Consider the following 13,475-nt stretch of genomic DNA (forward strand, 5'->3'; position numbering starts at 1 on the left):
CGCAGTGGGACTCAACTGACAACAACATCCAACAGGAGATATCCATGCGACTCCGCAGTCTGACGGCAGCCGTCTGTCTTGGCCTGGCAACTTTCGCGCAGGCCCAGGAAAAAGAAATCAACATGTGCGTGTTCGACCTGATCGGTTCCAGTGGCGACCAGTACGCCCTGATCGAGGATTATGCGCTGGATATGCGCGAGAAAGGCATCAAGTTCAATCTGGAGCCGTACACCGACGAGGGTGTGGCCATGTCCTCGTTTTCCGCGGGTGATTGCGATGCGCTGGCGGCGACCGACATCCGGATCCGCCGGTACAACGATTTCACCGGCACCCTGAGTGCGGTGGGCGCGATTCCGTCCTATAAGCACCTCGAGACCGTCCTTTCCGCCATCAACAAGCCGTCAGCCAGTGAGTACATGAAACAGGGTGGCTACGAGGTTGCGGGGATTTTTCCGCTGGGTGCCGCTTACCTGTTCGTGACCGATCGTGACATGAACACTGTCGAGGATCTGGCGGGCAAGCGCATCGCCACGCTCAACCATCACCCGGACGCGGTTCACATGGTGAATTATGTGAATGCCAGCGTGGAGCCATCCTCGATCACTGACTTCGGTGGCAAATTCAACAACCGCTCCGTGGACGCAGCTTATGCGCCGGGCTGGGCCTATGAGTCACTGGAGCTGTATCGGGGGATCGGCGATAAGGGCGGCGTGATTGATTACCCGCTGGGTCAGCTGACCATGCAGATCGTGGTGCGTGACGGCGTACTGACGGACGAAGAGGCTCAGACCTCACGCGAAGTGGCGTTTGACCACTTCAACACCGCCCTCAAGTCCGTCAAGGAATATGAAAAGGACATCCCGGACGAGACCTGGATTGAGATTCCGGATGCCGACATCGCGGACTATCAGGAAATGTTCCGGCAGAACCGCATCGAGCTGCGTGACGGCGTGGACGGGGACGGTAATGAGGTGCCGGAGGTGTACAACGGCGAGATGCTGACACTGCTGCGCAAGGTGCGTTGCCGGATCAATCCGGAAGCATCGGAGTGCACAGCATCGGATCGTGAGTAACACCTTTATTCCTGACGTATTGAGGTAGTCATGTCGGAACCGTCCTCCTCCTGGGGCAGCGCCCGCGCCCCCAGCCATGCGCGCCGTCTCCACGGCGCGATCGTTCTCCTGCTGCTGGTCGCCCTGCTCCTCATGGGGTTGGGCAGCAATATGCACTCCCGCATGCTGGCCATGGGCGAGCAGATCTGGCCGGGGTACTACTCGCTTGACCCGGGCGCCGAGGCGCCCAGCTGCGAGACGGATGTCGACATCGATAAGCGGGTTCAGGAAGAGTTGTCGGCCAAGGAGGACGACCCCTTCGGTCTGGGTGGTGGCGGCCCCAGCGAGGAGCAGTTGCGGCGTTCGATCAAGAGCAACATTGAGCGCTGTGAGAATCGGCATGAACAGTACGAGGCCATGCAGGAGCGGATCACGCCGGTGCTGGTGGCCTACAAGACGGTTGAGCGGGGCATGTCCAGGTGGTTGACGGACAATCGCTCCCTCTCCACCTATCTGTTCATCATGCTCCTCGGCTTCGGTGCTGCGACGGCTGCCTTTGCGAACCATCACATCAGTATCCGCCCCCCGATCAGCCGGGTGGACTGGGTGCTGGCGGAAGCCGGCCAGCTGGTGGTCAACCTGCTGATGGTCTACTCCCTTTACAACTACTTCGGCGATCTTGTCGATACGCCGGACACCGGAAGCCTCCAGATGCTCCAGAAGGCCTGGATGACGATGTTCAGCGTCCTGGCGGCGATCAACCTGGTGCGTCTGTTCAGCATGCCGGCGGATCTGCCCCGGGGTAAGCTGGCCATCTCATCGCCTCTGGCCATTCCGCTCTACTGCTGGATGGGGGTCATGGGCTACCTGTACTTCTCCAGCGGTGGTGAGTGGGATACGGCCGGTCTTGGTGTTTACCTGAACCAGCTGACCAAGCACGCATCGCTGTTCGTGAACATTGGTCTCTATGTGTTTGTGGGCATGATGCTCAAACAGACCAATATCCCGGACCGGCTCCTCGCCATTGTTCAGCCCTGGCAGCTGCCGCCGGCGACGCTGGCCTCACTCGTGATCTTCGCCACGGCCTTCCCGACCGCGTTCACCGGTGCCTCCGGCATCTTCATCCTTGCGGTGGGCGGCACCGTCTATGATGAACTGCGGCGGGCCGGGGCCGGGCGTCAGCTGTCTCTGGCTACGACGGCCATGTCCGGCAGCCTGGGCGTGGTCCTCAATCCCTGCCTGTTGATCGTGGTGGTCGCGGCGCTGAACAAGGAAGTCACAACGAGCGAACTCTTTGGCTGGGGCTTCTGGGTGTTCATCCTCTCCGCCACCATCTTCACCCTGATGGTGACCCGGAGCGAGAAAGAATGGCGGCCCCGGGTCGAGAACCCACGGCTTGCCATGAAGCAGTCGCTGCGGGCGCTCAAACCGCTGATTCCGGACGTGATCCTGATTGCGGTGATGGTGTTCCTGTTCTGGTTCCTGCTTGGAATGAAGTTCAACGAGTTCACCGCGCCCATGATGCTGCCGATCATCATGATCGCCCTGGTAGCGCTTGATTACGATGGCGGGGGCAGCCGCATCGCGGGCACCACCCGTCGGATCGCGCTCGGTGCCGGTGAGTCCGCCGTGCATGTGGGCGCGCTGCTCACGCTCATTGGTCTGTCCATGACTGTTGGTGGCGTGCTGGAGCGCTCCCATGTGATCGCCGGCCTCTTCCCGGCGGAAGCCGAATCGGTCCTGCTGGTGGTGCTGGCGCTCATGGTGATGCTGACCATCATCGGCATGTTCATGGACCCGTTCGCGGCCGTGGTGCTGGTTTCCGCCACCATTGCGCAGCCAGCCATTGGTCTGGGTGTCGACGCGCTGCATTTCTGGGTCATGACCATTGTGGCCTTCGAGCTGGGGTACCTGACGCCACCGGTTGCACTCAACCACCTCCTTACCCGACAGGTGGTGGGCGTTAAGGAGGCGCTGGTCCCGGAACCCGAGGCGCCCAACCTTTACCGGCGTTTCCAGCGCCTGATCCTGCCACTGATGGTGATGGGCACGACGCTGCTGCTGGTTGGCCTGGTGCCTCTTCTGTTCTACGGTTGAAACTGTGAAAGCTTGTACAAAAGCGGCCCTTCGGGGCCGCTTTTTCGGTGCGCCCGGCATGGGCGCACTCCTGGAGGTGAAAGTCCTCCCGTAAGCTGGCCACAGCGAACGAAGTGAAGCGCAACTGCGTGAGGGTGACCGAGCGTGGGGAGGAAGCGTGGAGCGTAAACCGCGAGCCGATGAATAAGAATCGGATATAAGGCGCTGCCGAGCAGGGCGAGCGGGCCGAAATCCGCGAAGCTCTTGTGGCCAAGGCGACGTGGCGTAAATCCGGCGGTTGTGCGGTGAAGGAGTGCGTTCTTACCCGGGGAGATCTCGCCTTATGCCTGAAAGGGCGACGTGGCAACACGGAGCGAGAAGTCAGCAGAAGCCATAGTAGTCGCCAGCACGGGACGAAGGGCTGAACGAGAAGGAGCGTCAAACGACTTGTCGATGAGCACTGTATGGCATCAGATGCCCGCGCAGCGGGGCGGGTCGTGGAACGCCAGGGTGAAGCCTTGGCGCAAATGACCAGTGATGAAACAGCACTCCCGCGACAGGAACCGGAGGGCGCAGGGCGAGGCCTGCTGGAGCAGGCATTCGCACGAGAGAACATGCAGCGAGCCTGGAAACGTGTAAAGGCCAACAAAGGCGCTGCAGGGGTCGACGGTCTGGATATCAATCAGACTGGCGAATACCTGCGCTGGGCTTGGCCGACACTCCGCCAGCAACTGCTGCAAAGCACCTACCGACCACAGCCTGTGCGTCGGGTAGGCATTCCGAAATCAGATGGCAGTGAGCGGGAACTGGGTATTCCCACCGTGACCGACCGTCTGATTCAACAGGCACTGCTTCAAGTGCTGCAACCTCGTATCGATCCCACCTTCAGCGAGCACAGCTACGGCTTTCGTCCGGGCCGACGGGCCCAGGATGCGGTTGTGGCTGCGCAGCGCTACGCCCAACAGGGCTGCCACGTCGTGGTGGACGTTGATCTGTCGAACTTCTTCGACCGGGTCAACCACGACATCCTGATCGAGCGTTTAAGCAGGCGCGTGGACGACATCGGTGTCATCCGGCTGGTCCGAGCGTACCTGAACGCGGGCATGATGGATGGTGGCGTGGCCATCCGGCGGGTACAAGGGACGCCACAGGGCGGCCCGCTGTCACCGCTGCTGGCCAATGTCATGCTGGACGAGGTCGACCAGGAGTTGGAGCGCCGGGGGCACCGCTTCGCCCGTTACGCCGATGACTGCAACGTCTACGTTCGCAGTCGCAAAGCCGGTGAGCGGGTTATGAGGCTGCTCCGACGCTGCTACGACAAACTGCGCTTGAGGATCAATGAATCCAAGAGCGCGGTGACAAGCGTGTTCGGCCGCAAATTCCTTGGCTATGCCCTGTGGCAAGCCAGCGACGGTGGCGTCCGGCGCGCGGTATCAGCGAAGGCGTTGCAGGCGCTCAAGCGGAGGGTCCGGCAACTGACCCAACGCAACGCAGGTCGCAGCATCGAGCAGGTGGTGGCAACACTGCGGCGTTATCTGCTGGGTTGGAAGGCCTACTTTGGCCTGGCGCAAACGCCACGCATCCGGCGATCGCTGGATGAGTGGATACGCCGGCGCCTGAGAGCCTTACATCTCAAACAGTGGCGCCGAGGCAAGACGATGTACCGGGAGCTGGTGCGCCTTGGTGCCAGTGACCGGGTTGCGCAATCGGTGGCGGCGTTGAGCCGTTGCTGGTGGCACAACAGTATGTCCGCCATCCATAATGTGCTGACCATTGCCTACTTCGATCGGTTGGGGGTGCCGCGTCTCTTGTAACCCCAACTTCTTGAACCGCCCGGTGCGGACCCGCTTGCCGGGTGGTGTGGGAGGGGTGGAGCCGGTGGCTCCCTCCTATCCCGATTAGGTATTCATGGATGATGGAGATGACCTGCAACCGGGAATAGTGAGGACCGATCCGTGTACCCCAGGTGGCTGACCCAACTGATCGTGAGCGGAGCTTCAACGCTTCTGCTGGCCGCCTGTGGTGGCGGTGATGGAAGTGGGAGCGGTCCGGGGGTTATTAGCGGTACGATCGAGATTGCCTCAGGGACACGGGTTGATGCGGATACAGCTCTCGATCTTACGGTCCAGGGGCTGGATAGCTCCCGGAGCTCACCGCTGAGTGGCGTCCAGAACTCCGGGTCGCCGTTTCCTGGCAATTTAGTACTGGGGGGTTACATCAGTGTCGAGTCTGGGGTTTACGGCAATGGCTTCAATTATCCCGAGGATGATTCGGATCGGGTGCGGCTTCGCTTGGTTGACGGTCAACGTGTCACTATCAATATTCTCCCCGCGCCTTATAACACCAGTGACGGCACGGCAGAAGGTGACCCGGAAACACAGCTTGAACTGGATCCGGTGAATGGGGGGGCCGCTAGTTCCACCTCTACGGACACGGCATCGACGAAGACAGTCCAGGCGCAGCAGGATGGTGAGCACGATCTGATCATTACTGCCACAGGGGGCGGCCCCGCGCGTTATGTGGTGAGGGCAACGTCCCTGAGTCAGGGACAGGTCTTGGGCATTTCGGGTGGCGATTTCTTTGCCGGTGAAGCGATCGTGACCATGAAGCGTAGCCGCGGAAGGGCCTCAGGGGTCCGAGCCACGTCACTTAGTGGCGTCAACGCCACAAGGCAACGGGCATTGGGTGGTGGTCAGTTCCATATGCGTATGCCGCTCGAGCGGCAAGCCGTTCTCCCCGCCGGCGCCTCTGACCGCATACGAAAAAGGGAAACGCTGGCGTGGGTCCGTGAACTGCGCGAGGATCCGGAGGTCGCTTCGGCCTATCCCAACCATCGTGTTCGGGCCCAGTCCAATCCCACAGGTCAGTATGAATACGAGCTGCAGCGGTGGCACTACGAGCTGATCCAGGCCAACGAGGCCTGGAATGATGGCCGTTCCGGAGAAACAGTGCGGATTGCGGTACTGGATACCGGCGTCCTTTACGATGACGGCGCATTCCATCCGGAACTGGCCCCCAACATCAACTGTGGCCCGGACTGTTTTGATGCGGTTAACGATGCCTCCTTTCCGGATGACCTGGCGACGACGGATTATCATGGCACCCATGTAGCCGGCATCGTCGGTGCCGATGCCAGCCAGCAAGGAGATGTAGCTGGTGTGGCGCACGCGGCCGATATTCTGCCAGTTCGCGTTCTGGGCGGGTCCGAGGGCAGCATTGCCGATGTGGTTGAAGGGGTGCGCTGGGTCATCAATGGCCAGAATGCGCCGAGAGCAGACCTGATCAACCTGAGCTTGGGCAGTCAGAGGAATAATCCGGCCATGGCCGACGTTCTCCGGGATGCGGAAGATGCGGGTATAACCGTTGTGGGGGCTTCCGGTAACGCAGGTACTGACCAGCCGTTCTACCCTGCAGCCTATCCCACGGTCATCGCTGCGGGGGCCGTGGACTGTGAGGCAAACCGATCGGCATTCTCCAATTTCGGTAATTGGCTCGATCTTGTTGCACCCGGAGGTGGCCGGAATGGTCAAGCCTCCTGTATCGGAGAGCGGGAGGTCCACAGTACGTCCGGGGATTCAGGTGGGAAACCGACGACGGATGGACTCAGCGGCACTTCGATGGCTGCTCCTCATGTCACTGGTGCACTGGCTCTGATGCTGGAACAGGGTGACGTGGAACCTGCACTTATCCGGGCCCTAATCCGCGAGGGAACGATTACGGACGGCGATGGCGCCTTTGATCTCGAGAAAGGGCGTGGCCTCCTGAATGCAGATGCTGCGGGTGGCAATTTCACCAGCCGTGCGGCTCTCGCGTCCCACCCAGAGGTAATCAACCTGTCCGGCGAGGAGCCTGACGCAACGCTTTCCCTGAGGCAGGTTGGTAATCCCGGCGTCAATTTCCAGCCGCCCGATGTCCGGGCAGCAACTGGCAGTGATTGGTTTAATGTGAACGGGAGCTTTCCCGACTACGAGGTGGTTCTGGATGAAGCAGGTATTCCGGTAGGCGGATCACGCAACGGGGTGATAGAAGTCCAGTATGATGGTGGTCAACGGGGTTACGAGATTCCAGTGACCGCGAACGTGGCCGACGATCAGGAAGAGCGTAACGCCGGTGCTCACTTTGTCCAGCTGATACCGGTGGATGAGGACGATGAAAACATGGAAGTCGTCCAGAAAATCGTTGAAGCGCGGGGAGGCCAGTACCGTTTTGAGTTTGATACATCGGAGATAACGCCGGGTGACTATTACCTGACCGCTGGTACCGACATGGACAATGACGGCGCCTTCTGTGGTCCGGGCGAGGCTTGTGCTGAGTACCCGTTTACCGGCCAGGCTGAGCCTATAGAGGTAACACCGACCATGAATCTGAACGTGACACTGGAAACTGCCTTCACCCGCCCGGTTGATACCCAGGCGGATCCCGGCTACCGTCGAATCAATAATCAGTGAGTTGCCGGTAAGGGGATTATGGCAATGGTAAGTCTTCGAACTTTGGGAATCGGGCTGCTGGTGCCGTTACTGGTGGGATGCCAGTCGGGGCAGGCGGAGATGGCCTCGCTTTCCGGTGTCGACGTGGTTGGGAAGGCGGATCACTGCAACCGTCAGAGCCCCGGGCTCTCGCTGGCGCGGTCAATGTCGGAATTTCCCGATGTGGATGGTCTGCTGCCGGCTGGTGAGGGGGCGCTCAAGGCCGGACGGGACGTACTGGTGATCTATCTGGGGCAGCGTCCTACTCCGGGTTACGGTGCGGAGCTGCGTCAGGCGCAAACGGTCGAGAAGGTCCTGACCCTGTCGCTGGAGGCAACCAGGCCGGATAGTGACGCCATGATGGCCCAGGTCATCACAACACCCTGCGTTGCGCTGGCTATCCCCGATGAGGGCTGGTCAAGCCTGTACGTCGAGATGGACGCTGACGGTTTTCCGTTGAGCTTGGAAGCGTCGGCTGGGCGCTGAATCACCTCCCTTTCTCTGGTACTGTTACGAGCATACTGAATCCGGTGGCCCCAGGGGTCGCCGCCTCACTCCCGTTGATGGACACCCGAGCCCATGAGCCAACGCAGTGATTACAACGCCGATTCCATTGAAGTCCTGAAAGGGTTGGACCCGGTGCGCAAGCGCCCGGGCATGTACACCGACACCTCCCGCCCGAACCATCTGGCCCAGGAGGTCATCGACAACAGTGTGGACGAGGCGCTGGGTGGCCATGCGAAGCGGATTGATGTGGTTCTGCACGCTGACGGCCGCCTGTCGGTGACCGATGATGGTCGTGGCATGCCGGTTGATGCCCATCAGGAAGAGGGCATTCCTGGGGTGGAGCTGATCATGACCCGGCTGCATGCCGGCGGTAAGTTCAATAAGGCCAATTACCAGTACTCCGGCGGGCTGCACGGGGTAGGGGTATCGGTGGTCAACGGGCTTTCCAGGGAACTGGAGGTGCTGATCCGGCGCGACGGTAAGCTGCACCGGATCCGTTTCGAGCACGGTCACAAGGTCGAAGACCTGAACGTCATCGACACTGTGGGCAAGCGCAATACGGGCACCACCCTGAGCTTCCTGCCGGATCCGGATTATTTTGAGACCCCGAAATACTCGATTCCCCGCCTGCGCCACAACCTGCGTGCCAAGGCCGTTCTCTGCCCGGGGCTGACCGTTACTCTGCTGCAGGAAGAGAGTGGCGAGAAGGACGAGTGGTATTACGAGGACGGGCTGACCGACTACCTGAAAACCGCCCTGGCGGATCGGGAGTGCCTGCCGCAGGAGCCGTTCACCGGCGAGATCAGCGGCAACACCGAGATGGTCAGCTGGGCGCTGCAGTGGTTGCCCGAGGATACGGAGGTGGTGGCCGAGAGCTATGTGAACCTGATTCCAACCACCCAGGGCGGCACCCATGTGAACGGCCTGCGGACAGGGCTTCTGGAAGCGCTGCGCGAGTTCTGTGAGCTGCACAACCTGCTGCCGCGCGGGGTCAAGCTCACGCCGGATGACATCTGGGAGCGCTGCAGCTATGTGCTGTCATTCAAGATGCAGGAGCCGCAGTTCTCCGGCCAGACCAAGGAGCGCCTGTCCTCCCGGGAGGCTGCCAGCTTCATCTCCGGCGTGGTCAAGGACGCCTTCAGCCTCTGGCTGAACCAGCACACGGACATTGCCGAGGCGCTGGCGGAGTTCGTGATCGGCAATGCCCAGCGCCGCCTCAAGGCCTCACGCAAGGTCCAGCGCAAGAAGATCACTTCGGGCCCGGCCCTGCCGGGCAAGCTGGCGGACTGCACGGGTACGGATCCGGCGCAGTCGGAGCTGTTCCTGGTGGAGGGCGATTCCGCCGGCGGTTCCGCGAAACAGGCGCGGGATCGTGAATACCAGGCGGTCATGCCGCTGCGGGGCAAGATCCTCAATACCTGGGAGGTGGATTCGGGAGAGATCTTCAGCTCCCAGGAAGTGCATGATATCGCTGTGGCCATTGGTGTGGATCCCGGTTCCGGGGACCTGGCCGGCCTGCGCTATAACCGGGTCTGCATCCTGGCGGATGCGGATTCGGACGGCATGCACATCGCCACACTGCTGTGCGCCCTCTTCGTTAAACACTTCCGGCCCCTCGTGGAGTCGGGGCACATCTTCATGGCCATGCCGCCGCTGTATCGCATCGATCTGGGCAAGGAGACCTTCTACGCCCTGGATGAGCACGAGAAGCAGGGCATTATCGACCGCCTGGCGGCGGAAAAGCGCAAGGGCAAGATCCAGACCCAGCGCTTCAAGGGCCTGGGTGAGATGAACCCGCTGCAGCTGCGTGAGACCACCATGGCACCGGACACACGCCGTCTGGTTCAGCTTTCACTGAGTCCGGATGATGGTACCGATGATCGGATGGATATGCTGCTGGGCAAGAAGCGCGCCGCGGACCGGCGTACCTGGCTGGAAGAGCACGGCAACGAGGCCGAGGTCGTGGGCTGACCCCGGCCCGGCGCCGGTGGGTCAGCCGTCGAAGCGGCGGAAGACCAGCGTGGCGTTGGTGCCGCCGAAGCCAAAGCTGTTGCTCATGACCAGCGGCAGGTCCACGTTCTCTTTCAGTTCACGCAGTAAGGGATAGCCCTCGGCGCCTTCATCAAGGTTCTCGATGTTGGCCGAAGGCGTGATAAATCCTTCACGCTGCATGATCAGGCTGTAAATGGCCTCGTGCACCCCGGCCGCACCCAGCGAGTGACCGGTCAGCGGCTTGGTCGAGCTGGTCGGGGGCATGGCATCGCCCGTGACCTTGTGAATGGCCTGCAGCTCCACGACGTCGCCCATGGGCGTGCTGGTGCCATGGGTGTTGATGTAGCTCAGCGGCTCATCGATGCCCTTCAGTGATTGCTGCATGCACCGGACGGCGCCTTCACCCGATGGCGCCACCATATCAGCACCGTCGGACGTTGCCCCGAAGCCGACCAGTTCGCCCAGGATCGGAGCACCGCGTGCCTGGGCATGTTCCAGTGACTCAAGCGCAAGCACACCGCCCCCGCCGGCGATGACAAAACCGTCCCGGTCCGCGTCATAGGTGCGGGAAGCCTTCTCGGGTGTGTCGTTGTACTTGGTCGACAGAGCGCCCATGGCATCGAACAGCAGCGTCAGGGTCCAGTGCAGGTCTTCGCCGCCGCCGGCGAACATCACGTCCTGGCGCCCCAGTGCGATCAGGTCGGCGGCGTGGCCGATGCAGTGGGCGCTGGTGGCGCATGCGGAGGTGATGCCGTAGTTGACGCCCCGGATGCCGTAGGCAGTCGCCAGGTTGGCGTTGATCGCCGAGCCCATGGTCCGCGGTACGCGGTAGGGGCCAACGCGCCGGATACCCTTCTCGCGGTGGGTATCGATCGAGTCCATCAGTTCAACGGTCGAGGCACCGCCGGTGCCCATGATCAGCCCCGTGGTATCCGCCTTGATCTCTTTGTCCGTGAGGCCGGACTGCTCCACGGCCTCCTGCATCGCCATATAGGCATAGGCGGAGGCGGGGCACATGAACCGGTAGAGCTTGCGGTCGATGTGCTCTTTAGGGTCGATATGGAGGCCGCCCCAGACATGGCTGCGGAGCCCGTTATCCCGGGCGTCCTCACTGAACTCGATGCCTGAACGGACCTGGCGCAGGGAGTCGGTGACTTCCCGCTGGTTGTTGCCCAGGCTGGAGATGACCCCCATCCCGGTAATCACGACACGTCTCATTGCTAGTCTCTGCCTCAGAAGTTTTCCGTGGATGTGAAAAGCCCGACGCGCAGATCCTTCGCGTGGTAGATGGGGCGCCCATCCACTGAGACGACCCCGTCGGCTATTCCCATGGTAACACCACGCCGGACGATGCGTTTGATGTCGAGCTGGTAACGCACGAGCTTGTTTGAGGGTAGCACCTGGCCGGTAAATTTCACCTCGCCGCAGCCCAGAGCCCGCCCCCGCCCCTGGCCGCCGGTCCAGGCCAGGTAGAAGCCGGTCAGCTGCCACAGCGCATCGAGGCCCAGACAGCCTGGCATGACGGGATCGCCCTTGAAGTGGCAGTCAAAGAACCAGAGGTCGGGGTCAATATCCAGCTCCGCGATCAACTGGCCCTTGCCGTAGTCACCGCCCTCATCACTGATGTGGGGGATCCGGTCCAGCATCAGCATCTGGTCAACCGGCAGCCGCATGTCGCCTTCGAAGAGTTCCCCTCTTCCGCAGCGTTCCAGGTCGGCTTTGTCAAATTGGGCCACTGTCATGGCGATCTCCTGAGAATTACAACTGTTACGGTAACAGACTCTGGTGCGGATTGCTTGATACTCTGTTCCCACACTTTGACTGCATGTGCGGAAGCGTAAAGCTAACACGTGTTCGCTTTACGGGGGAATCACTGTTGCGGGTTGATGCGGTGTCGGGAATAGTCAGACTCCGGGCTGCTCGCCGGTAAGGATGTCGCAGCACAGCACCAGGGTGCGGTCCCCATGGACGAAGGCGCGTGACAGGGTTATGCACATGTGTGCGCCGGTTGCAGAAAGATAGGGGCGTGTGATCTGGAGCTCGCCGGGATAGCGCAGGGCGCGGCGCAGGTAGTGCTGTCGGTACCAGTCCGCCTGGACGGTGTTCTCCAGTGGCCGGAAACGCGGATCCAGCCGATGGGCGCTTTCCGGTGAAAGCAGGCTGTCGTGGACCTGGACACCGTCATCACCGATAAGGTAGCAGCGCGATACGGTGTGGTGATTGACCAGCGTTTCACAGGCCTGTTCAAAGCCATGTCCTGCCTGGAGTGCGCTGATCACCCGTTCAAAGCGATGGCTGAAGAAGCTGGTGATCGTCTGTGTCGGGTCGGACTGCTGCTGTTTCTCCTGCTTGTATTCCTCGAGCAGTGTATCGAAGTCTGTGGCGCCCCGGACGGCGTTGCCCAGCTCGGTTGTTGGCCGGTGGAAATAGAAACCCTGGACGAAATCCACGCCCGCATCCACGGCGATGAGGGCTTGGTCGCGGGATTCGACACCTTCCATCAGTACCAGGCAGCCGGACTCGTGGAGCAGTGAGACAATGCCCTTGAGAATCTGTCGTGTGCGCTTATCTTCAGTCGCCCGGGCGAGCATCTGGCGGTCCAGTTTGACGATATCCGGACGCAGGTTCCAGATGCGCTCGAAGTTTGAGTGCCCTGCACCGAAATCATCAATGGCCGTAAGGCAGCCCAGGGAACGGTAGTATTCCACCGTGCGGCGCAGCAGGGCCGGGTCGTCGCTGGGTTTTTCGACAATCTCCACGACCACCCGATGGGCGGGGAAGCCTGAATCCTGCAGGAGTCTGCCGAAGAAGGCATCCGACTGCATGCCGCTGGCCATGCACTGGGGGGAGACGTTGAGAAACAGCCAGTTGATCTCGTCCGAGACGTTCTGGAAATTGCGCACATGCAACGCGCGGCACAGGCGGTCCAGGAGCAGGTTTGAAGGGTGATCCTCGGCGAGATTGAACAGGTGGGGCGGCAGGACCGGCGCCGAGTCGTTGTCAAAAGCGCGGATCAGTGCTTCATAGCCGACAGTGCGCTTGTGGGAGATGCTGAATATAGGCTGGAGTGCGGTACGCAACACCAGACCTTCATAGCGCCCGACCCAGCAATGGTCCTCAGCTGCCGGAGACAGCAGGGCGCTGACACGCTCAAGATCGCTCACTGAACTGCTCTGGTCGAGTGGTGGCATGGCCCTGACTGCACTATGAACAACGTCCCGTTTTTACGGCCCTCCTCCTGACAGGCATAGCGGATTGTGCCAATTTCATCAACGTAATGACATCCTCTGTCATCAAACAACGTTAAAAGCACCATGGAGACAGTCAGATTTTCTGAAGGTCAGTGACAGAACTTTTCGGTTTCACCGCTCGCAGGCAGGGG

8 protein-coding genes and 1 pseudogene are annotated in these 13,475 nt (G+C 61.1%); 6 read left to right on the forward strand and 3 right to left on the reverse strand.

From position 1 onward, the window contains the following. The first annotated feature begins 44 nt into the window (after positions 1 to 44). The 6 genes and pseudogenes from F3089_RS12055 to parE all read left to right on the forward strand — a co-directional run bounded on the left by F3089_RS12055 (position 45) and on the right by parE (position 10,072). Entirely contained in the window at positions 45 to 1,073 is a 1,029-nt protein-coding gene (locus F3089_RS12055; protein WP_225741746.1) for a putative solute-binding protein, read from the forward strand. 30 nt (positions 1,074 to 1,103) lie between these two features. Next, complete coding sequence (locus F3089_RS12060) at positions 1,104 to 3,149, forward strand: TRAP transporter large permease subunit (RefSeq protein ID WP_151441045.1); 2,046 nt, start codon at positions 1,104 to 1,106, stop codon at positions 3,147 to 3,149. A gap of 426 nt (positions 3,150 to 3,575) precedes the next feature. Continuing rightward, a pseudogene (gene ltrA, locus F3089_RS12070) lies at positions 3,576 to 4,942 on the forward strand (group II intron reverse transcriptase/maturase). Positions 4,943 to 5,083: 141 nt separating this feature from the next. Then, a complete protein-coding gene (locus F3089_RS12075) occupies positions 5,084 to 7,576 on the forward strand; it encodes a S8 family peptidase (protein ID WP_151441047.1) in 2,493 nt (830 codons plus the stop codon). Positions 7,577 to 7,600: 24 nt separating this feature from the next. Then, entirely contained in the window at positions 7,601 to 8,080 is a 480-nt protein-coding gene (locus F3089_RS12080; protein ID WP_192497367.1) for a protease complex subunit PrcB family protein, read from the forward strand. A gap of 93 nt (positions 8,081 to 8,173) precedes the next feature. Further along, positions 8,174 to 10,072: a DNA topoisomerase IV subunit B gene (gene parE / locus F3089_RS12085; RefSeq protein ID WP_151441049.1), complete on the forward strand. Its 1,899-nt coding sequence runs from the start codon at positions 8,174 to 8,176 to the stop codon at positions 10,070 to 10,072. Positions 10,073 to 10,093: 21 nt separating this feature from the next. Here the strand turns inward: parE and fabB are convergent, their stop codons facing one another. From fabB to F3089_RS12100, 3 genes are all read right to left on the reverse strand, one after another. Continuing rightward, a complete protein-coding gene (fabB, locus tag F3089_RS12090) occupies positions 10,094 to 11,311 on the reverse strand; it encodes a beta-ketoacyl-ACP synthase I (RefSeq protein ID WP_151441050.1) in 1,218 nt (405 codons plus the stop codon). A 14-nt stretch (positions 11,312 to 11,325) separates the two neighbouring features. Beyond that, positions 11,326 to 11,835, reverse strand: a complete 510-nt coding sequence (fabA, locus tag F3089_RS12095) for a bifunctional 3-hydroxydecanoyl-ACP dehydratase/trans-2-decenoyl-ACP isomerase (protein WP_151441051.1) — start codon at positions 11,833 to 11,835, stop codon at positions 11,326 to 11,328. Positions 11,836 to 11,997: 162 nt separating this feature from the next. Next, positions 11,998 to 13,257, reverse strand: coding sequence for an EAL domain-containing protein (locus F3089_RS12100; RefSeq protein ID WP_353623151.1), 1,260 nt, complete (start codon positions 13,255 to 13,257; stop codon positions 11,998 to 12,000). Positions 13,258 to 13,475: the final 218 nt, after the last annotated feature.

The organism is Halospina sp. K52047b (assembly GCF_008709855.1).
GTDB classification, from domain to species: Bacteria; Pseudomonadota; Gammaproteobacteria; order Pseudomonadales; family Oleiphilaceae; genus Halospina; species Halospina utahensis_B.